This window comes from Actinacidiphila sp. bgisy160 (assembly GCF_057707815.1).
This window is the reverse complement of the sequence record NZ_JBYIQW010000007.1, coordinates 1-20,234: the sequence shown is the minus strand read 5'-3', so window position 1 is coordinate 20,234 and position 20,234 is coordinate 1. Positions and strand designations below refer to the sequence as shown.

22 protein-coding genes are annotated in these 20,234 nt (G+C 70.5%); 4 read left to right on the top strand and 18 right to left on the bottom strand.

The genetic code is table 11. The features are described 5' to 3' along the window. Nucleotides 1–43 precede the first annotated feature (43 nt). The 9 genes from tatA to AC3EUJ_RS08770 all read right to left on the bottom strand — a co-directional run bounded on the left by tatA (nt 44) and on the right by AC3EUJ_RS08770 (nt 7,373). Nucleotides 44–334 (bottom strand): Sec-independent protein translocase subunit TatA, encoded by a 291-nt coding sequence (tatA, locus tag AC3EUJ_RS08810; RefSeq protein WP_431960469.1) that lies wholly within the window; start codon nt 332–334, stop codon nt 44–46. 258 nt (nt 335–592) lie between these two features. Continuing rightward, nucleotides 593–793, bottom strand: coding sequence for a hypothetical protein (locus tag AC3EUJ_RS08805; RefSeq protein ID WP_431960468.1), 201 nt, complete (start codon nt 791–793; stop codon nt 593–595). Nucleotides 794–812: 19 nt separating this feature from the next. Continuing rightward, nucleotides 813–1,079 (bottom strand): hypothetical protein, encoded by a 267-nt coding sequence (locus AC3EUJ_RS08800; protein ID WP_431960632.1) that lies wholly within the window; start codon nt 1,077–1,079, stop codon nt 813–815. A 49-nt stretch (nt 1,080–1,128) separates the two neighbouring features. Beyond that, on the bottom strand, nt 1,129–2,076 hold the full coding sequence (locus AC3EUJ_RS08795) for a helix-turn-helix transcriptional regulator (RefSeq protein WP_431960467.1): 948 nt from the start codon (nt 2,074–2,076) through the stop codon (nt 1,129–1,131). A gap of 18 nt (nt 2,077–2,094) precedes the next feature. Then, the gene (locus AC3EUJ_RS08790) at nt 2,095–3,066 is read right to left on the bottom strand and encodes a helix-turn-helix transcriptional regulator (protein WP_431960466.1); all 972 of its coding nucleotides are present in this window, start codon (nt 3,064–3,066) and stop codon (nt 2,095–2,097) included. 183 nt (nt 3,067–3,249) lie between these two features. After that, nucleotides 3,250–3,621 carry an FKBP-type peptidyl-prolyl cis-trans isomerase gene (locus tag AC3EUJ_RS08785; RefSeq protein ID WP_431960465.1) on the bottom strand — a complete coding sequence of 124 codons (372 nt, stop codon included), beginning with the start codon at nt 3,619–3,621 and terminating at the stop codon, nt 3,250–3,252. Between the two features lie 39 nt (nt 3,622–3,660). Beyond that, nucleotides 3,661–4,641, bottom strand: coding sequence for an FKBP-type peptidyl-prolyl cis-trans isomerase (locus tag AC3EUJ_RS08780; protein ID WP_431960631.1), 981 nt, complete (start codon nt 4,639–4,641; stop codon nt 3,661–3,663). A gap of 113 nt (nt 4,642–4,754) precedes the next feature. Next, nucleotides 4,755–6,116 carry a Pup--protein ligase gene (gene pafA / locus AC3EUJ_RS08775; protein WP_431960464.1) on the bottom strand — a complete coding sequence of 454 codons (1,362 nt, stop codon included), beginning with the start codon at nt 6,114–6,116 and terminating at the stop codon, nt 4,755–4,757. Between the two features lie 9 nt (nt 6,117–6,125). Continuing rightward, entirely contained in the window at nt 6,126–7,373 is a 1,248-nt protein-coding gene (locus AC3EUJ_RS08770; protein WP_431960463.1) for an MFS transporter, read from the bottom strand. A gap of 122 nt (nt 7,374–7,495) precedes the next feature. Between AC3EUJ_RS08770 and AC3EUJ_RS08765 the strand changes: the two genes are divergently transcribed. After that, nucleotides 7,496–8,503 (top strand): LacI family DNA-binding transcriptional regulator, encoded by a 1,008-nt coding sequence (locus AC3EUJ_RS08765; RefSeq protein WP_431960462.1) that lies wholly within the window; start codon nt 7,496–7,498, stop codon nt 8,501–8,503. Between the two features lie 61 nt (nt 8,504–8,564). Here AC3EUJ_RS08765 and prcA read toward each other — a convergent pair whose 3' ends face one another. The 6 genes from prcA to arc form a co-directional block, all read right to left on the bottom strand. Continuing rightward, nucleotides 8,565–9,362: a proteasome subunit alpha gene (gene prcA, locus AC3EUJ_RS08760; RefSeq protein ID WP_431960461.1), complete on the bottom strand. Its 798-nt coding sequence runs from the start codon at nt 9,360–9,362 to the stop codon at nt 8,565–8,567. Nucleotides 9,363–9,412: 50 nt separating this feature from the next. After that, nucleotides 9,413–10,258, bottom strand: a complete 846-nt coding sequence (gene prcB, locus AC3EUJ_RS08755; protein ID WP_431960460.1) for a proteasome subunit beta — start codon at nt 10,256–10,258, stop codon at nt 9,413–9,415. Further along, complete coding sequence (locus AC3EUJ_RS08750) at nt 10,210–10,443, bottom strand: endonuclease VII domain-containing protein (RefSeq protein WP_431960630.1); 234 nt, start codon at nt 10,441–10,443, stop codon at nt 10,210–10,212. The genes prcB and AC3EUJ_RS08750 overlap by 49 nt, the downstream gene beginning before the upstream one ends. 367 nt (nt 10,444–10,810) lie before the next feature. After that, nucleotides 10,811–11,029: a ubiquitin-like protein Pup gene (locus AC3EUJ_RS08745; protein WP_319133659.1), complete on the bottom strand. Its 219-nt coding sequence runs from the start codon at nt 11,027–11,029 to the stop codon at nt 10,811–10,813. A 136-nt stretch (nt 11,030–11,165) separates the two neighbouring features. Continuing rightward, nucleotides 11,166–12,677 (bottom strand): depupylase/deamidase Dop, encoded by a 1,512-nt coding sequence (gene dop / locus AC3EUJ_RS08740; RefSeq protein WP_431960459.1) that lies wholly within the window; start codon nt 12,675–12,677, stop codon nt 11,166–11,168. Between the two features lie 207 nt (nt 12,678–12,884). Continuing rightward, complete coding sequence (gene arc / locus AC3EUJ_RS08735) at nt 12,885–14,651, bottom strand: proteasome ATPase (RefSeq protein WP_431960458.1); 1,767 nt, start codon at nt 14,649–14,651, stop codon at nt 12,885–12,887. 240 nt (nt 14,652–14,891) lie between these two features. Here arc and AC3EUJ_RS08730 point away from each other — a divergent pair, with 240 nt between their 5' ends. Further along, nucleotides 14,892–15,182 carry a ferredoxin gene (locus AC3EUJ_RS08730; RefSeq protein ID WP_431952179.1) on the top strand — a complete coding sequence of 97 codons (291 nt, stop codon included), beginning with the start codon at nt 14,892–14,894 and terminating at the stop codon, nt 15,180–15,182. 4 nt (nt 15,183–15,186) lie between these two features. Here AC3EUJ_RS08730 and AC3EUJ_RS08725 read toward each other — a convergent pair whose 3' ends face one another. From AC3EUJ_RS08725 to AC3EUJ_RS08715, 3 genes are all read right to left on the bottom strand, one after another. After that, entirely contained in the window at nt 15,187–15,771 is a 585-nt protein-coding gene (locus tag AC3EUJ_RS08725) for a hypothetical protein (RefSeq protein WP_431960457.1), read from the bottom strand. 161 nt (nt 15,772–15,932) lie between these two features. Beyond that, nucleotides 15,933–16,841 carry a tRNA (adenine-N1)-methyltransferase gene (locus AC3EUJ_RS08720; protein ID WP_431960456.1) on the bottom strand — a complete coding sequence of 303 codons (909 nt, stop codon included), beginning with the start codon at nt 16,839–16,841 and terminating at the stop codon, nt 15,933–15,935. A 450-nt stretch (nt 16,842–17,291) separates the two neighbouring features. Further along, entirely contained in the window at nt 17,292–18,521 is a 1,230-nt protein-coding gene (locus tag AC3EUJ_RS08715) for a site-2 protease family protein (protein ID WP_431960455.1), read from the bottom strand. A 97-nt stretch (nt 18,522–18,618) separates the two neighbouring features. On the opposite strand from AC3EUJ_RS08715, the gene AC3EUJ_RS08710 reads away from it, so the two are divergent. Both AC3EUJ_RS08710 and AC3EUJ_RS08705 read left to right on the top strand, forming a co-directional pair. Next, nucleotides 18,619–19,470 carry a RecB family exonuclease gene (locus AC3EUJ_RS08710; RefSeq protein WP_431960454.1) on the top strand — a complete coding sequence of 284 codons (852 nt, stop codon included), beginning with the start codon at nt 18,619–18,621 and terminating at the stop codon, nt 19,468–19,470. 16 nt (nt 19,471–19,486) lie between these two features. Next, entirely contained in the window at nt 19,487–20,158 is a 672-nt protein-coding gene (locus AC3EUJ_RS08705) for a response regulator (RefSeq protein ID WP_431960453.1), read from the top strand. Nucleotides 20,159–20,234: the final 76 nt, after the last annotated feature.

Genomic DNA, 20,234 nt, shown 5'->3' with positions numbered 1-20,234 from the left:
GTGGCCGGCGTCCCCGCCGGCGGCCCGTACCTGTGCCGTCGTGTCAGCTCTGCGTCTGGCGGGGCTGCTGGGTCTCGGAGACCGGGCGGGCGCTGTTGACGTCACCGGGCGCGGCCTGGATGGTCTTCGGCGCGGTCTGGGCGTCGGCGGGCGCGTCGGCCGGCGCCTGCGGGGCCGCCGCGTCGTCCGACTTCATGGCCTTCGCCTCGCTCTTCAGGATGCGCATCGACTTCCCAAGGCCGCGGGCCATGTCCGGAAGACGCTTGGCCCCGAACAGCAGCAGAACGACGACAAGGATGAGGATGATCTCAGGGGCGCCGAGCCTGCCGAACATAAGCTTTACCTTCTCACCGAGGCGGCATGGGTTCTTGAGCAGCGGGCTCCGGGTCCGTGGACACGGTGTCCGCTCTGCCAGCGATCGTAACCTGCGGGGGTAAACGCCTGGCAATCCCCCGGCGTCCTTGCCGTTGCCGCCCCCGCCGCGCTCTCCTGGGGCCGCGTCAGCAGCGTACCTTCCCGGACGGGTGAGGACGAGGGTGCGCCGAAGGGCGCCTACCCGGCGTTTTGGGGCACCGCCGGCGGGACGGCGCCCTCAGCGCGACAGCTCGCCGGCGCCGCGCGCCAGTGGCTCCGCGGCGCGCCGCAGCTCCTGCGAAGCCTGCCGCAGCCGGTCGCCGCTGCGCCCGACCTGCCGGGCGAGGCCGCGCACCTCGGCGTACACGCGGACGGCGAGGACACCAAGGACGAGCAGGCCGGCGGTCGCGAGGCCGACGTACAGGTAGAGCCACCACATGGCAGCCGAGCGTAGCGGCTCAGCCGATGTGCAGCCGCATCGTGCGGACCCCGCCGTCGGTGAGCAACTCCACGATGCGGTCACCGGCCGGCTTGCGGACGGAGGAGCCACAGTCGGGGCAGGTGAAGGAGTAGAAGGTCGTCCGGTGGCTGCCGCCGATGGCCAGCCTCAGGGCGTCGGCCGACAGCTCGAAGCTGGTCCGGCACTCCGGGCAGGAGGCCCTGAAGATCACCTCGGGCGGTGTCGCCGGGGCGCCGGGGCCGCCGCCGGTGCCAAAGGTGTCCACGGTGTCCAGGTTGTCCAGGGTGTCGAGGTCGTCCAAGGCGGCGCTCCCCTCACTCGCCGTAGGCCGAGAGGGCCTGGGCGGCGGCGTCGCGGGCGCTGCCGGCCAGATCGGCCGGGGACACGATCCGCCCGTCGCGGCCGAGCCGCAGCGCGAGACGGCGCAGCGAACCGGGGTCGGGGGTGCGCAAAGTGATCCGAAGCCCGCCGTCGGGGAGTTCCTCGGCGAGGTCGTGCGGGTAGTACTCGGCCACCCAGCGGCCGCCGGGGCCGACCTCGATCACGACCTCGGGGTCGTCGCCGGCCGGCTGCACCAGCCCCTGGGACAGGTCGCGCGGCTCGACGCGCGGCGGGTCGCTGGGCGTGTCCAGCAGCCGGATCTCGGCGACCCGGTCCAGCCGGAAGGTGCGCCGGTCCTCCGACAGGTAGCACCAGCCCTCGAAGTAGGTGTGGCCGACCGCGAACAGGCGGATCGGGTCGACCTCGCGTTCGGTGAGCTCGTCCCGGGACGGCGAGTAGTAGCGGATCCACAGCCGGCGCCGCTCCGCGATGGCGCGGTCGACGTCGGCGAAGACGCTGCCCTCGGACTCGAAGGTGACCGACAGCCGGGACGAGGCGCCGGCGGCCTCTCCGGCCGCGCCCTCGATCTTCGCGGTGGCGCGCAGCAGCGCCTGCCGGTCGCTGTCCCGCAGCCCGGGCAGGTTGGCGACGGCGCGGGCGGCGACCAGCAGCGCGGCGGCCTCGTCGGCCGCCAGCCGCAGCGGCTGCGCGACGTCGTCCACGTTGTGCCACCAGATCCGCTCGCCGTCGGTGTCGATGTCGAGCAGGTCGCCGCCCCGGAAGCTCGTGCCGCACAACGGCAGCACGTTCAGGTCGCCGATCAGCTCGGCCTCGGTCACCCCGAAGGCGCGGGCCACATCGCTCACGCGGGCGCCGGGGCGCTCGCGCAGATACGTCACCAGGGACAGCATCCGGCGCGTCTGGTCGATCGCGTTGGCCATCTCTCCGTACTCCCCCGCTCAGCCCTTGGCGACGGCGCGCAGCCGGTCCACGACGTCGGCCCGCAGCTCGTCGGGCCCCAGTACGACCACGTCCGGGCCGAACTCCACCAGCCAGGCGTCCAGTCCGTGCCCGTACGGGATCTCCAGCTCGTCCCAGTCGGCGTCGACCGGAAGTGTCTCCACCGCCCGGGCCCGCAGCGGGTACCCCGAATCGCGGCGCAGCCGGATCCTGGCGGTCGCGGTCGCGCCCTCGCCGGCCCAGCTGGCGACGGCGGCGCGCACGTCGACGTGGTCGGGCACCTCGGTGGTGAAGGCGCCGCCGCGGCTGCGGACCCGGCCGGTGATCCGGGAGAGCCGGAAGACCCGCACGGCGGACCGGTCGCGGTCCCAGCCGGCCAGGTACCAGTGGCCGCGCCAGCACTCCAGCGCCCAGGGCTCGACCTGGCGGGGCTCGGGGCGCACCGCGTTGGCCTTGCGGTAGTCGAAGGAGACGGGGCGGCGCTCGCGGGCGGCGACCATCAGCGGCTCGAACGCCGGCTCGGGGGTGGGGATGCGGGGCTCCAGGGCGCTGTGCCCCGCCGCCTCCCGCACGCCGTCGTCACCCTCGTCGTGGAAGGGCACGCCGGCGGCCCGTAGTTTCTGCAGTGCGCCGCTGGCGGCCTCGGCGAAGCGCGCCTGCTGCCACACCTTCGCGGCCAGACTCAGCGCCGCGGCCTCCTCGGCGTCCAGGGCGATCTCGGGAAGTCGGTTGCGGTCGCGGCGGGCGAGATAGCCGATCTCACCGTCGAGGCTCTCCACCGTCTCGATGACCATGCCGAGCTCGCGCAGATCGTCCTTGTCCCGCTCGAACATGCGGTTGAAGGCCTCGTCGGAGCCGATCTCGTGGTACGCCTCGATGGACGCGCGCAGCTCCCGCTTGCTGACCGGGCGCCGGGTGTTCATCAGGCACAGCGCCAGGTTCATCAGCCGCTCGGCCTTGGCAATCGCCACTCGAAGCAACCTTCTTCCGTGTTCAGCTCTCCGTCGAGACCCTATCGCGGCCGGGCCGCGCGGCTGAAGCGAAGGCCGGTTCCGGTGCCGGTCCCCCGCGGGCCCGGGCACGACGGAGCCCCCGCCGGGCCGGCGGTGCCGGTCGGCGGGGGCTCCGGGGCGTGGTCGGGCCGGACGGGCCGGTCAGACGGACAGCAGGTCCACCACGAAGATCAGCGTCTCGCCCGGCTTGATGAGCGGGCTCGGGCTCTGGTTGCCGTAGGCGAGGTGCGCGGGGATGGTCAGCTCGCGACGACCGCCGACCCTCATGCCCTGCACGCCCTGGTCCCAGCCCTTGATGACCCGGCCACCACCCAGCGGGAAGGTGAAGGGCGAGTTGCGGTTCCAGCTCGCGTCGAACTCCTCGCCGGTGCTGAAGGCGACACCGACGTAGTGGACGGTGACGTTCTGGCCCGCCTTCGCCTCGGCGCCCTCGCCCTCCCAGATGTCCCTGATCACCAGTTCGGCAGGCGGCTCGCCGCCGGGGAAGTCGATCTCGGGCTTCTCGATGCTCACGTACGTGCTCCTAAAGAGGTGCGGACAACCTGCCTAGTCTTACATCACCGCGAGGATGTCGAGGCTGAACACCAGCGTGGACTTGGCCGGGATGCCCGGCTGCGCCTTGTCGCCGTAGCCGAGGTCCGGCGGCACCACGAGCATCACGCGGCTGCCGACCTTCTTGCCCACGAGTCCCTCCTGCCAGCCCTTGATCAGCTGCTGCAGCGGGAACTGGGCCAACTGGCCGTTCTTGTAGCTGGAGTCGAACTCCTTGCCGCCGTCCCACACCACGCCCTTGTACTGCAGCAGCAGGGTGTCGGTGGGCTTGACCGCCGCGCCGTCGCCCTCCAGCACGTAGTTGGCGACCAGCTTCGCCGGGGCGGCCGTCCTGGGCACCTCGATGGAGGGCGCCTTGCCGTCGGTGTTGGTGCCGACCTTGGGCAGCTTGGCGTCGTTCTGCGGGACCGCCTTGCCCTTGGCGGAGCTCTTGGCGCTGAAGGTGTCGACCACGTCGACGACGAACACCAGCGTGTCGGTGCCCTTGATGCCGGCGTCCGGCTGGCCCTGCTCGCCGTAGCCCAGGTTCGGGGGGATCGCCAGCTCGACCCGGTCGCCGACCTTCTTGCCCACCAGGGCCTTGTCCCAGCCCGGGATGACTCGTCCGACGCCGATCGGGAAGATGGCCGGCGCACCCCGGTCCCAGGAGTTGTCGAAGACCTTGGCCGTGTCCCAGATCTGGCCGAGGTAGTTCGCCTGGAGGTAGTCACCCGCGGCGACGGTGGCGCCGTTGCCCTGGATCAGCGTCTTGACCGCCAGGTCCTTGCTCGGCCGACCCGGACCCTTGGCGACGGTCGGCTTCTCGCCGAACTTCGTACCGGCCGTGACGTCCGGAAGCGGACCCTCCACGATCTTCACCGACGCGGACGCGGAACCCGACGGGCTGACGCTGGTCGCGGACTTGCCGGACTTGTCGTCACCGCAGCCGGCGAGGGTGAGCAGGCCGGCAGGGACGGCGAAGAGAAGAGAGCGTCGGCGCACGGGGATCCCCATCAGGTCGATCTTGCGTTGTCGGGCGTGCGCGCCACTCTACGGCGTGCGCGGGGCCCGGTACGAACACCTACGGGGCCCCCGCGTCGTCCACGCCACCGCCGCTACATGCCGGCGATGAGCTTCTCCACCCGGTCGTCCACCGACCGGAACGGGTCCTTGCACAGCACGGTGCGCTGCGCCTGGTCGTTGAGCTTCAGGTGCACCCAGTCGACGGTGAAGTCGCGCCGCTGCTCCTGGGCGCGGCGGATGAAGTCGCCGCGCAGCCGCGCCCGCGTCGTCTGCGGGGGCACGGACTTGGCCTCGAAGATCTTCAGGTCGTTGCAGATCCGCTTGGCCTGACCCCGCTTCTCCAGCAGGTAGTACAACCCGCGGCGGCGGTGGATGTCGTGGTACGCGAGGTCTATCTGCGCGATGCGCGGGTGCGACATCGTGATGTTGTCCCGCGCCCGGTAACGCTCGATCAGGCGGTACTTCATCACCCAGTCGATCTCGGTGCCGATCTTGTCCAGGTCACCGCTGGCGATCGACTCCAGGGCCCGGCCCCACAGTTCGAGGACCTGCTCGATGACACCGCTGCGGATGCCGCGCCGGTCGCAGAAGTCCACCGCCTTGGAGTAGTACTCCTCCTGGATCTCCAGGGCCGAGGCCTCCCGGCCCGAGGCGAGACGGACCTTGCGCTGGCCCGTTATGTCGTGCGACACCTCGCGGATCGCCCGGATCGGGTTCTCCAGCGTCAGGTCCCGCATCACGGTGCCCGCCTCGATCATGCGCAGCACCAGGTCGGTCGCGCCGACCTTCAGCAGCATGGTCGTCTCGGACATGTTGGAGTCACCCACGATGACGTGCAGCCGCCGGTAGCGCTCGGCGTCCGCGTGCGGCTCGTCCCGGGTGTTGATGATCGGCCGGGAACGGGTCGTCGCGGAACTGACGCCCTCCCAGATGTGCTCCGCGCGCTGGCTGACGCAGTAGACCGCGCCACGCGGGGTCTGCAGCACCTTTCCGGCGCCGCACAGCAGCTGCCGGGTGACCAGGAACGGGATGAGGATGTCCGCGAGGCGGGAGAACTCCCCGTGCCGGGCGACGAGGTAGTTCTCGTGGCACCCGTAGGAGTTCCCGGCGGAGTCGGTGTTGTTCTTGAAGAGGTAGACGTCGCCCGCGATGCCCTCCTCGTGCAGGCGCCGTTCGGCGTCCACCAGGAGGCCCTCGAGGATGCGCTCCCCCGCCTTGTCGTGGGTGACCAGTTCCGTCACGTTGTCGCACTCGGGAGTGGCGTACTCCGGGTGCGAACCCACGTCGAGGTAGAGACGGGCGCCGTTGCGGAGGAAGACGTTGCTGCTGCGACCCCATGACACGACACGGCGGAAGAGGTACCGCGCCACCTCGTCAGGGGACAGACGCCGCTGTCCCCTGAACGTGCACGTGACACCGTACTCGTTCTCCAGCCCGAAAATGCGGCGGTCCATGATGAGACCTTACGCCTGATGCGTGGACCTCAAACCGGGTTCGACCACGGCGATTCGATCTTTTTCCGTCCCGGTTGCCGGCTCCGGTGGCGTGAGGTAGCGCCCACTGGCCAGCAGGACCACCAGCGCCACCACCCCGCCGGCCCCCGCCACGCCGAAGGCCGCCGCCGCCCCACCGTACTGCGCGGCCGGCCCCGCGGCCGCCGTCCCCACCGCCGCGCCCACCCCGAACGTCGTGACGATCCATGAGAACGCCTCCGTCACCGTGCCCACCGGGGCGTGCCGGTCGACCACCACGAACGCGCAGGCCAGCGAGGGCGCGAGGAACAGCCCCGCCAGCACCGCGAGGCCGGACATCAACGCGACACCCGGCGCCAGCGCCAGCGGCAGGTAGCACACGGCCAGTCCCGCCATCAGCAGCCGCAGCCGCCGCTCCGGCACCCCGCCCCACTGCCGCGCCCCGTAGACCACCCCGCCCGCCAGCGCCCCGGCGCCGATCCCCGACAGCACATAACTGGACACCATCCCGCCGCCGTACTCGTCGGCGTACGCCACCGCCGCCACCGCGATCGAGCCCAGCGCCAGCCCCACGAAGAAGAACGAACCGACCAGCGCCCGCAGGCCCGGCGCGCGCAGCGGCCCCAGCCAGTCCGGAGTACGCGGCCGCGTGCGCCACGCCCTCGACGGCGGCGCCGTGACCACGCTCAGCGCGCCCGCCACACCCACCGCCGCGATCCACAGCAACGCCGCCGACTCCGAGAACGCCGCCACCAGCAGCGTCACCAGCAGCGGCCCGACCGCGAACATGACCTCCTGCGCGGCCGCGTCCAGCGCGTAGGCGGCGTGGATCCGGTCCTCACCCTTGAGCACGCTCGGCCACAGCGCCCGCAGCCCGCCCTCCAGCGGCGGGGTGAAGAAACCCGCCACGAGCATCGCGGCGTACGCCAACGGCAGCGGACGGGGCCCGGAGAGGGCGAAGACTGCCATGCCCGCGGCCGAGACCACCGCCGCCGGGAACATCACCCTCGGCTGCCCCAGGCGGTCCACCGCCCGGCCCAGCAGCGGCTGCCCCACGGCGTTGGCGAGGCCGTAGACGGCCGACAGCGCCCCCGCGAGCGCGAAGTCGCCGCCCTGCGCCCGGGTGAGCAGCACGATGCCCAGGGCCGCCGTGGCGTTCGGCAGCCGGCCGATCAGAGTGCCGGACAGCAGCCGCACCGCGTGCCGGGCCCGCAACAGGTCGCCGTAACCGGTCCCCATGGCCGCCCCTTCGCCAGTTGTACGTATAACGTCGTGGGTCATACGTACCATGAGCCCAGCCCACCGGTCCAGCCGCGCACCCCGCGCCGCCACCCGCCCAGCCACCCGAAAAGAGGCCCACGGTGACCGACACAGCGCGCCCGACCTCACGCGACGTCGCACGCGCCGCCGGCGTCTCCCAGGCCACCGTCTCCCTCGTCCTCGGCGACAAATGGCGCGGCCGCGTCTCCGAACGCACCGCCGACACCGTCCGCACCGCCGCCCGCGCCCTCGGCTACCGGCCCAACCTCGCCGCCCGCAACCTCCGCCTCGGCCGCACCCGCACCGCGCTCCTGGTCGTCCCGACCATCACCAACGAATACTTCGCCCGCGTCTACACCGGCGCCGCCCGCGTCGCCGACGCCCACGGCTTCGGCGTCGTCCTCTACCCCTCCCCCGAAGGCGTCGGCCCCGCCCGCGACCCCTTCGGCTCCGCCCGCGCCGCCCTCGACGGCATCATCGCCTCCTCCATGGCCGCCGACGCCCTCGCCGCCATCGGCGACGGCGGCCTCCCCCTCGTCATGCTCGACGCCGACCCCGCGGAACCGGGCCCCGCCGCCACCGTCAACCTCGCCATCGCCGACGGCATGCGCCAGATCGCCCGGCACCTCCTCGGCCTCGGCCACCACCCCCGCGACATCGCCCACCTCGCCGCCGACATCGACACCTGGACCTTCCGCGAACGCGCCCAGTCCCTCACCGGCACCCTCGGCACCACCCCGCCCGCCGAACGCTCCCCACTCACCTACGAGGACGCCCGCCACGCCACCGAACGCCTCCTCGCCCGCCCCGGGACCCCACCCACCGCCATCGTCTGCGACGACGACGTCCTCGCCGTCGGCGCCTGCAAGGCACTGCGCCGCCACGGACTACGCGTCCCCACCGACATCTCCGTCACCGGCTACGACGACTCCGCCCTCGCCACCGCCGTCGAACCCGAACTCACCACCGTCGCCCTCCCCGCCGACGCCGTCGGCGCCCACGGCATGACCGCACTCCTCGACACCCTCGCCGGCCACCCCGCCACCGGCACCGAACTCCCCGTCCGCCTCGTCGTACGCGGCTCCACCGCCCCACCACGCCACCCCTGAAAAAACCGACGCCCCGGCCGCCGGAAAGGCGACCGAGGCGTCGGGAACGGGCCGGAACCCGTCACACGTCCTCGTCAAGCTCCGGAAGATCGTCATCCCCCTCGGCCGCGGCAGCCGGCGAAGCCGGCTTCTCCGCCTTCTCCACCGAGGGCGGAGCCCCCTCCGCCTCCAGCAACCGCGACAACTGCCGGCCCAGGATCCGCTTGAACTTACGCTGCTGCGGCCGCGTGCGGTCCAGCACCGCGACCTCCAGCTGCTCCGCCGTGAGCTGCCGGTCACCACCGTTGGTGTCGCGGCTCAACGACTCCACCGCCAGCTTCAGCGCCTCCGCCAGCGTCATACCGTCACGATGCCGCTGATCCAGATAACTGCCGATCTGATCCGAGTTGCCACCGACCGCCACCGCACCATGCTCGTCGACGATCGAACCATCGTGCGGCAGCCGGTAGATCTGGTCCTCCGAGGAGTCCGCACCCACCTCCGCGACGATCAACTCCACCTCGTAGGGCTTCTCCCCCACACTCGAGAAGATCGTGCCGAGCGTCTGCGCGTACACGTTCGCCAGTCCGCGCGCCGTCACATCGTCCCGGTCATAGGTGTAACCCCGCAGATCGGCATAGCGCACCCCGCCGATCCGCAGATTCTCGAACTCGTTGTACTTCCCCACCGCCGCGAAGGCGATCCGGTCGTAGATCTCACTGACCTTGTGCAGGGCACGGGACGGGTTCTCGGCGATGAAGACGATGCCGTCGGTGTACTGCAGCACGACGACGCTGCGCCCGCGCGCGATGCCCTTGCGGGCGAACTCGGCACGGTCGGCCATGGCCTGCTGGGGTGAGACATAGAACGGCGTCGACACCGGCTATCCGTCCCTTTCTGTCAGTAGCGAGTGCATCTCGGACGACCGTGTCACAGCAGCTCGGCCCGCGGGCCGTCCGGCAGCTCCAGCCGCCGCTCGTGGACGGCCCGGACGATCTCCGACGTCTCGGCCTCGGTCAGCTTGCGGAAGCCCTCGTCGGTGATCACCGTCACGATCGGGTAGATCCGCCGCCCCAGATCCGGGCCACCGGTCGCCGAGTCGTCGTCCGCCGCGTCGTACAGCGCCTGGATCACCAGGGTCACCGTCTGCGACTCCGTGAGGTCCGGCTTGTACAGCTTCTTCATCGAACCCCGCGCGAACACCGAGCCCGAACCGGTCGCCGCGAAACCGTGCTCCTCGGAACGGCCGCCCGTCACGTCGTACGAGAAGATCCGCCCCTTCTCCCGGTCCGTGTCGTAGCCGGCGAACAGCGGCACCACCGCCAGCCCCTGCAGCGCCATCCCCAGGTTCCCCCGGATCATGGTCGACAGGCGGTTCGCCTTGCCCTCCAGCGAGAGCGTCGCGCCCTCGATCTTCTCGTAGTGCTCCAGCTCCAGCTGGAACAGCTTCACCATCTCCACCGCCAGGCCCGCCGTGCCCGCGATGCCGACCGCCGAGTACTCGTCGGCCGGGAAGACCTTCTCGATGTCCCGCTGCGCGATGACATTGCCCATCGTGGCCCGCCGGTCACCGGCGAGCACCACGCCGCCGGGGAAGGCAGCGGCCACGATGGTCGTACCGTGCGGCAGCTCGACGGCCCCCTTCACGGCGGGCAGGGTGCGATTGCCCGGGAGCATCTCCGGCGCGTGCGCCCCCAGGAAGTCCACGAACGAGGACGAGCCAGGCGTCAGGAAGGCAGCTGGTAGACGCCCGGTGCTACGAGTGTTGGCTTCCACACGTTTCCTTCCACGTATGCGGCCGCCCGCCGTATGACGTCGGGCCGATCCTTGAACTGCCCCAGCGCGGCGTTGCAGCTGAAGCACAGTACGCCACGGACCCTACCCGTCCCGTGGTCGTGATCCACATGTTCGGCCGGGGCGTCCAGACAAATACAGCAGATACCGAACTGCTCACTGACCATGGCGTCCCGCTGGGCCTCGGTCATCCCGTACTTGTTTCTGAGGTGCCGCGCCCTGCCCTCCACCGCCCGGCATGCCTTGCAGTACGTGGTCAAGCCGTCAGCCGCACTGCTATTGCGAGTCCACTCGGAGTGCGGCTTGATCTCTCCGCACCGTGGACAACGCTTGTGACCCAACGGCACGTCATGCTTCTCGCGAACAGTGCGCCCCAGGGCCTCCTGGCGCTGCCGGTAGTACTCCGCTGAGCACTCCCGGCAGTACGCCTGGAGCCCGTCCCGCATGGACTTATTGCCGGCGAAGGCTTCCCTCGGCAACATCCGCTTGCATCGCGAGCACTTTTTCGCTTGATGCAATTCGGACATTTAGAGACTACTCGCCGCCTTTTTGAACAAAGCTTCGGACGAAATCCTCGGCATTCTCTTCGAGGACGTCGTCGATCTCGTCCAGCACGGAGTCCACGTCGTCCGACAGCTTCTCGTGCCGCTCCTTGAGGTCCGAGGCCTCCTGCGCGTCCTGCGCGGTCTCCTCGACCTCCTCGGTCGAACGCGTGGCCTTCTGCTGCCCGCCGCCGGTGTCCTTGGTAGCCATGTGTCCCTCACCCCGCTCGGTGTCCATGTCCTACAAGATCAGACCCTACAAGGAGGGTCTGACTTCGGCCCCCGGTATTGCCCAACGTCCGGGGGCCACCCCGATGATTCCCGGTTCGGACGGATTTCAGCCCTGATCAGCCGCCCGACAGGATCCGCACCAGCTCCTCCGCGCTGCGGCAGCGGTCCAGCAGCTCCTTGACGTGGTTGCGGGTGCCCCGCAGCGGCTCCAGCGTGGGGACGCGCTGCAGGGAGTCCCGGCCGGGGAGGTCGAAGATCACGGAGTCCCAGGAGGCCGCCGCGACGTCGTCCGCGTACTGCTCCAGGCAGCGGCCGCGGAAGTAGGCCCGGGTGTCCTCCGGGGGCTTGCTCATGGCCCGTACGACCTCGTCCTCGGTCACCAGGCGCTGGATGCGGCCGCGGGCCTCCAGACGGTTGTAGAGGCCCTTCTCGGGGCGCACGTCGGCGTACTGGAGGTCGACGAGGTGGAGCCGCGCGGCGTCCCAGTCCAGGCAGTCGCGGCGCCGGTAGCCCTCGAGGAGTTCGCGCTTGGCGATCCAGTCCAGTTCGCGGGCGAGGCTCATGGGGTCGCTCTCGAGGCGGTTGAGTACGTCCTCCCAGCGTCCGAGGACGTCCTTGGTCTGCTCGTCGGCGTCGGTGCCGAAGCGGTCCTCGACGTACTTGCGGGCCAGCTCGCAGTACTCCATCTGGAGCTGGACGGCGGTCAGTGTCCGGCCGCTGCGCAGGGTGATCAGCCTGCGCAGCGTGGGGTCGTGGCTGACCTGGTGGAGGGTGCGTACGGGCTGGTCGACGGCGAGGTCGACGTTGATGAACCCGTCCTCGATCATCGACAGGACCAGGGCGGTGGTGCCGAGCTTGAGGTAGGTGGAGATCTCGGAGAGGTTCGCGTCGCCGATGATCACGTGCAGCCGGCGGTACTTCTCGGCGTCGGCGTGGGGCTCGTCGCGGGTGTTGATGATGGGCCGTTTGAGGGTGGTCTCGAGTCCGACCTCGACCTCGAAGTAGTCGGCGCGCTGGCTGATCTGGAAGCCGTGTTCGTGGCCGTCCTGGCCGATTCCGACGCGGCCGGCGCCGGTGACGACCTGGCGGGAGACGAAGAAGGGCGTGAGGTGGCGCACGATGTCCGAGAAGGGGGTCTCCCGCTTCATCAGGTAGTTCTCGTGGGTGCCGTAGGACGCGCCCTTGTTGTCGGTGTTGTTCTTGTAGAGGTGGATGGGCTGGGCGCCGGGGAGCTGGGCGGCGCGCTCGGCGGCCTCGGCCATGATGCGCTCGCCGGCCTTGTCCCACAGGACGGCGTCGCGGGGGTTGGTGACCTCCGGGGCGCTGTACTCGGGGTGGGCGTGGTCGACGTAGAGCCTGGCTCCGTTGGTGAGGATGACATTGGCCAGGCCGATGTCCTCGTCGGTGAGCTGGCTGGAGTCCGCGGCTTCTCGGGCGAGGTCGAAGCCGCGGGCGTCCCGCAGTGGGTTCTCCTCCTCGAAGTCCCAGCGGGCGCGGCGCGCCCGGTGCATCGCCGCCGCGTAGGCGTTGACGACCTGGGACGAGGTGAGCATGGCATTGGCGTTCGGGTGGCCCGGAACGGAGATCCCGTACTCCGTCTCGATGCCCATTACTCGCCGTACGGTCATGCGGCCCTCCTTGCCCGGCTGCGGCCCGTGCTGGGCCGGTCGCTCAAGTACCGCTTCGCGATTGGCCCTCGTGCGATACCGCTGAGCCTAGAACGCGATGGCGGTGGTGGGGAGATCATTACGCGGTTTCCTGGGTGGTGCCGGGGTGAAATGCTCCGGCTGCGGGTGCCCCTGCGTGGGCACCCGCAGCCGGAGGGTGGTCGCGTGTTACAGGTACTGGCCCGTGTTGGCGACGGTGTCGATGGAGCGACCGGTGTCGGCGCCCTGCTTGCCGGTGACGAGGGTGCGGATGAAGACGATCCGCTCGCCCTTCTTGCCGGAGATGCGGGCCCAGTCGTCCGGGTTGGTGGTGTTGGGCAGGTCCTCGTTCTCCTTGAACTCGTCCACGCAGGCGGCGAGCAGGTGGGAGACGCGCAAGCCCCGCTGGTTGTGGTCGAGGAAGGCCTTGATCGCCATCTTCTTGGCCCGGTCCACGATGTTCTGGATCATGGCGCCGGAGTTGAAGTCCTTGAAGTAGAGGACTTCCTTGTCACCGTTGGCGTAGGTGACCTCCAGGAAGCGGTTCTCCTCGGATTCCGAGTACATCCGCTCCACGACCGACTGGATCATGGCGTCGACGGTGGCCGCCGCCGATCCGCCGTGCTCGGAGAGGTCCTCGCCGTGCAGCGGCAGGGTGTCCACGAGGTACTTGGAGAAGATGTCCTTGGCCGCCTCTGCGTCCGGCCGCTCGATCTTGATCTTCACGTCCAGGCGGCCGGGCCGCAGGATCGCGGGGTCGATCATGTCCTCGCGGTTGGAGGCGCCGATGACGATGACGTTCTCCAGGCCTTCGACGCCGTCGATCTCGGCGAGCAGCTGGGGGACGATGGTGTTCTCCACGTCCGAGCTGACGCCGGAGCCGCGGGTCCGGAAGAGGGATTCCATCTCGTCGAAGAAGACGATGACGGGGGTGCCCTCCCCGGCCTTCTCGCGTGCGCGCTGGAAGACCAGCCGGATCTGCCGCTCGGTTTCGCCGACGTACTTGTTGAGCAGCTCGGGACCCTTGATGTTCAGGAAGTAGCTTTTTCCCTGGGGCTGTCCGGTGACTTCGGCGACCTTCTTGGCAAGGGAGTTGGCGACGGCCTTGGCGATGAGCGTCTTGCCGCAGCCGGGGGGGCCGTAGAGGAGCACGCCCTTGGGCGGGCGGAGCTCGTACTCCTTGAACAGCTCGGCGTGCAGGTAGGGCAGTTCGACGGCGTCGCGGATCTGCTCGATCTGGTTGCTGAGGCCGCCGATCTGGCGGTAGTCGATGTCGGGGACCTCTTCGAGGACGAGCTCTTCGACCTCGCTCTTGGGGACCCGTTCGTAGACGTATCCGGAGCGCGGTTCGAGCAGCAGCGCGTCGCCGGCGCGGAGGGTGCCGTCCAGCAGCGGCTCGGCGAGCCGCACCACCCGCTCCTCGTCCGTGTGCCCGATGACCAGGGCCCGCTCGCCGTCCTCGAGGATCTCCTTGAGGGTGACGATGTCTCCGATGCGCTCGAACTCCATGGCCTCGACCACGTTGAGCGCCTCGTTGAGCATGACTTCCTGGCCGCGCCGGAGGTCGTCCAGCTCGACGGACGGGCTGACGTTCACCCGCAGCTTGCGGCCGCCGGTGAAGATGTCGGCCGTTCCGTCGTCGTTCGCCTGCAGGAACACACCGAATCCGGCAGGGGGCTGCGCGAGGCGGTCCACCTCCTCCTTGAGGGCCACGATCTGGTCGCGGGCCTCGCGGAGGGTGTTCGCCAGCCGCTCGTTCTGAGCGGACACGCCTGCCAGGTTGGTCTGCAGCTCGACGATCCGCTCCTCGAGAATCCTCGTGTGCCGCGGAGAGTCGGCGAGCTTACGTCGCAGGACGGCGATCTCCTGCTCAAGAAAGGCGACCTGGCTCATGGGGTCTTCCGATCCACGAGCGGGTCGGCCGCCACGGTTGATGTCGTCGTCGTGGGCCGCCACGGTCCTCACCTCCTCCAAGGGGAGCTGGACGCTTCCAGACCCTACCTGGGCCAGTAGGGGTTGAAACCCCTAGATCACAAAGACGTCCTGGGTGTGTCCGATCTTCACCCTTGCGCACGTCCTCCCGCCAGGGAGATACCCAGCCATCACCATCCGAAAGCGGCCGGTTGTATCGTCGGTTCGGTCAACGCCCGTCATGGGCTGTCCCTTCCCGAACGATGAACGGCAGGCGAGGTACCGGTGAGCGAGGAAGTCGTCGAGGCGCTTGAGGTCTGGATCGATCAGGACCTGTGCACCGGGGACGGCATCTGTGTGCAGTACGCGCCCGAGGTCTTCGAGCTGGACATCGACGGCCTCGCCTACGTGAAGGGCGACGACGCCGAACTCCGTCAGGAACCCGGGGCCACGGTCCCGGTTCCCCTGCCGTTGTTGACCGATGTGGTGGATTCGGCCAGGGACTGCCCTGGCGACTGTATTCATGTGCGTCGGGTTTCGGACAGTGTAGAGCTGTACGGACCCGACGCGGAGTGATCTGTCACACGCTGTTCGCGAGCGCTCCGGGGATCTCGTAGTAGGTGCCGGACCGCCATTCCCAGCTGTAGTCACGCTGCTGGTCGGGGCAGCACCGGGGGACGTCGTCGGTGGAGTAGCCGAGGACGGTGGCCCGCACGGTGCGGCCGTCGATCCGCAGTCCCTTGAAACTGCGCTGCTCCTTGGGGTCGACGAGCGTCTCGACGATGCGCGGGGCGGCGGCCCCCGGGTCCGCGGACAGCACGTACAGGCCACTGGGCGGGGTGCCGGTCTCGGAGTGGCAGCGGACGACGGCGACGGTCTCGGGGCGGCCGTCCCCGTCGAGGTCTCCCGACGCCTGGTCCACGACGTCCACGGGGGCCCCGGCGCATGCCAGAGGGTAGTGGGCGGCGCGGGCGTCCGGGGGCGGCGTGACGGCGGGCGTGGGCTTGCCGGCCTTGGCGTCGGCGGCGGGCCTGCCCGTGGAGGCTCCGGCGGGCTGCACGAGTGCGGCGCTGCCTATGACGGCGGCGATCACCGCGGCGGTCGTGATCCAGTGCACCGAGCGGGCTCGGGTGTGCGGGAGGGCCGGCCCTGCGGATGGCTGCACGCGCCTGTCTCCTGTGGAGTTGGTCGAGCGGGGTGGCCAGCATCGTGCCACAGGTCACGGTCGGTTGGTACGACCGGGGCCCGTGTTTCGGGAGATGTCCGCGGGGTGTGGCGAAGCGCCGCCGCCGGTGTGTCCGGCGGCGGCGCTTCGGGGTCGGGTGGTTACGCTCCGCCGTTGGTCGGCTTTCCGCCGCCCGGGCCGGTGTAGTCCTCGCCGTACGCGCCGGGCGCGGGGCGCCTGCGCCGCACGGGGGGCTCGACGCCGTCGGCGAGACGGCGGGCGGTGAGCAGGAAGCCGGTGTGCCCGATCATGCGGTGGTCGGGGCGTACGGCCAGGCCCTCGATGTGCCAGGTGCGGACCATGGTCTCCCAGGCGGACGGCTCGTTGAACGTGCCGTGCTCGCGGATCGCCTCGACGGTGCGGGCGAGCTGGGTGGTGGTTGCCACGTAGGCGCAGAGGATGCCGCCGGGGACCAGCGCCTTGGAGACGGCCTCCAGGCATTCCCAGGGGGCGAGCATGTCGAGGATGACGCGGTCGACGTCGGTGTCGCTGAGGTTGTCCTGCAGGTCGCCGACGGTGAGCTGCCACGCGGGGTGCGGGCCGCCGAAGTACCGCTCCACGTTCTGGGTGGCGATCTCGGCGAAGTCGGCGCGGCGCTCGTAGGAGTGCAGCATCCCCTGGTCGCCGACGGCGCGCAGCAGGAACATGCTGAGCGAGCCGGAGCCGACGCCCGCCTCCACGACGCGTGCGCCGGGGAAGATGTCGGCCATCGACAGGATCTGCCCGGCGTCCTTGGGGTAGACCACGGCGGCGCCGCGGGGCATGGACAGGACGTAGTCGGGGAGCAGGGGGCGCAGCGCGAGGTAGGCGACGTTTCCCGTGGTACGGACCACACTGCCCTCGGGGGCGCCGATCAGCTCGTCGTGGGGGAAGGAACCCTTGTGGGTGTGGAAGTTCTTCCCGGCCTCGAGCGTGAACGTGTAGTGGCGTCCCTTGGGATCGGTGAGCTGGACCTGGTCCCCGACCTTGAAGGGCCCGCGACGGCGGGCGGCACCGGTCGGTTCGGACATGCCGTTAAGCCTACCGTTCATTTTCAGGGGCTCGGTTCGTCTCCGGGGCGCCCCTTGCACCTGCGGGGGCACCTCCCAGCCGCCAGGCTGGGAGGAGGTCGACCATGCTCGGCTCCTCGTCCCTCGGAGCGTCCGCGTGCTCTCCCTTTCGACAGGCGCGCGCCCCTTCGGCTCACTCGCGGGGCGTGCGTGGGCGCCGTCCATGCCTACCGGGCGAGCGCGGACGCCAACGATTCGCGCCGGTGCACATCCGGTTGCTGCTCGGCGAGTGAGCCGAAGGGGCGCGGACGGTGTCGAAAGGGTGGGGGCACCGCCCGGCGGTAGCCGGGGGAGCGCGGAGGTCGCGAGGAACGAGTGACCGAGCACGGTCGACCGTCGACACCGTCTTGAGCGCCCCGGAGGCGAACCGAGCCTTTGAAAAAAGGGGCGCCCCGGAGGCGAACCGAGCCCTTAAGAAGGCCTGGCCATGGCTGCGAGGAAGGCCTTCTCGACGTCGGCGGTGGACAGGACGCCGTAGACCTCGCCGGAGTTCTCGATGACGAGGTACTCCGTGGCGGGGGTGGCACGCAGGGTGTCGAGGAGGTCCTCGCCGGCGAGTTCCGCGGAGACCTTCATGCCGGGCTTGATGTCCTGGGCGAGGCCGGAGACGGCGACCCAGGGTCGGCGGTGCTCGGGGACGCCGACGATGGCGGCCTCGCGGACGACCGCGGTGGGGGCGCCCTGGCCGTCGACGACGACGAGGGCGCGGGCGCCGGCCTCGTTGGCCCGGCGCAGGGCCTCGGACAGCGGGGTGTCGGAGGTCACCGGGAGGGCGCGCCGGGTGAGGGTACGGGCCTGCAGTTCGGGCAGGTGCTCGCGCAGGCGCGCCATGCGCAGGCTGTTGCCGGCGCCGGTCCAGATGATGGCGGCGAGGATGGCCGCGAGCAGCGCGTCGGTGAGGGAGTCGAAGCCCGTGGCGCCCTCGCCGCCGTCGCTCATGCCGCCCGCGTAGGACAGCAGGGGCAGGCCGACGAGGACGGCGATGGCCAGGGCGCGGCCGGTCCAGGCGGCGGCGATGGTGCCGGTCATGGCCTTGCCGCTGAGCTTCCAGATGACGGCGCGGAGCATCCGGCCGCCGTCGAGCGGGAGGCCGGGGAGCAGGTTGAAGACGGCCACGAGCAGGTTGCTGATCATGAGTCCGGCGAGCAGGACGCCGGGCACGGTGTCGGGGTCGACGCCGTACATGCCGAGGTAGAAGACGCCCGCGAGGACGAGGGAGAGCAGCGGGCCGACGAAGGCGAGGACGAATTCACGCCCGGGGGTCTCGGACTCCTTCTCGATCTCGGAGACGCCGCCGAAGAACTGCAGCTGGATGCGGCGCACGGGCAGGTCGAAGCGGAGTGCCGCGACGGTGTGGGCGAGTTCGTGGACGAGCACGGAGGCGTAGAAGGCGACCGCGAAGAAGAGCGAGACGAGGTAGCGGGCGCCGCCGAGCCCGGGCAGGACGCGGTCGAGCTGCCCGCCGAACACCCAGGTGATGAGGGCCGCGACGAGGAACCAGCTGGGCGCGACGTAGACGGGCACGCCGAAGAAGCGGCCCATGAGGATGCCGCCGCCGGGACCCGGGGGACGTTTGGCGGGCCCGTCGTCGGGTCCGGGAGTCCTCGCGCCGCCCGGCGGCGGCTGCTGGCTCTCGCTCACTGGTTCCCCTCATGTCGCTGACGCTCCGACGTCGATGGTATTGCCCGGTTGCGGGGACCCGACACCGGCTGTCGGTGCCACCCCGTAGGGTCCTGCCATGGGCACCACCACCGAAGCCGTTCCTCCGAGGCCGCCGTCATCCCTCTCGCCGTCGCGCGCCGCCGACTTCATGCGCTGCCCGCTGCTGTACCGGCTGCGGGTGATCGACAAGTTGCCGGAGAAGCCGAGCCAGGCCGCCACCCGGGGCACCGTGGTGCACGCGGTGCTGGAGCGTCTCTTCGACGTGCCGGCGGCGGAGCGGACGGCAGACCGGGCCCGGGGGATGGTGCCGGGACAGTGGCAGCGGCTGCTGGAGGAGCGTCCGGAGCTGTCGGAGCTGTTCACCGCGGCTGACGGGCCGGGGCTCGCGGAGTGGCTGGAGGAGGCGGCCCGGCTGGTCGAGCGGTGGTTCTCGCTGGAGGACCCGACGCGGCTGGAGCCGGCCGAGCGCGAGCTGTACGTGGAGACGGAGCTGGAGTCCGGGCTGACGTTGCGCGGTTACATCGACCGTCTGGACGTCGCGCCGGCCTCGGGCGACCTGCGCGTGGTGGACTACAAGACCGGCAAGGCGCCGCGCCCGGAGTACGCGGACGAGGCGCTGTTCCAGATGAAGTTCTACGCGCTGGTGCTGTGGCGGCTGCGGGGCGTGGTGCCGCGCCGGCTGCAGCTGGTCTACCTGGGCAGCGGTGAGGTGCTGACGTACGACCCGTCGGAGGGTGAGCTGCGGGCGGTGGCCCGGAAGCTGGAGGCGCTGTGGGAGGCGATCACGCGGGCGACGGAGTCGGGTGACTGGCGGCCGCGGCCGAGCCGTTTGTGCGACTGGTGCGACCACCAGGCGGTGTGCCCCTCTTTCGGGGGGACTCCCCCACCGTATCCGCTGCCCGTCGTGGGGAAGAATGGGGAGTCCTGAGGGCGAAGGAGATCTTGTGGCTATTCGCGTCCTGTTGGTGGACGACCAGCCGCTGCTGCGCACGGGCTTCCGGATGATCCTGGAGGCCGAGGGCGATCTGGCGGTGGTCGGCGAGGCGGGGGACGGCCAGCAGGCCCTGGAGCAGGTGCGGGCGCTGCAGCCCGATGTGGTGCTGATGGACATCCGCATGCCGCGGATGGACGGGGTGGAGGCGACCCGGCAGATCACCGGGCCGGGCCGGGACGGTCCGGCGAAGGTGCTGGTGCTGACCACGTTCGATCTCGACGAGTACGTGGTGGAGGCGCTGCGTGCGGGTGCGAGCGGTTTCCTGCTGAAGGACGCTCCGGCGCACGAGCTGGTGCAGGCGATCCGGGTGGTCGCGGCGGGTGAGGCGATGCTCGCACCGAGCATCACGCGGCGGCTGCTGGACAAGTACGCGGGGCGGCTGCCGTCGGGGGAGGAGCCGGTGCCGCAGGCGCTGCACACTCTCACCGAACGGGAGGTCGAGGTGCTGAAGCTGGTGGCGCGGGGGCTGTCGAACGCGGAGATCGCCGCGGAGCTGTTCGTGAGTGAGACGACGGTGAAGACCCATGTGGGGCATGTGCTGACGAAGCTGGCGCTGCGCGACCGGGTGCAGGCGGCGGTATACGCGTACGAGAGTGGACTGGTGCGCCCCGGGGCGCAGTAGCCCCCCGGGGCGTTCTCGTCCGGACGTGGTCCGGGCCGGCCGGCCCGGCCCGGGTGCCCGCTAGGAGGTCTTGACG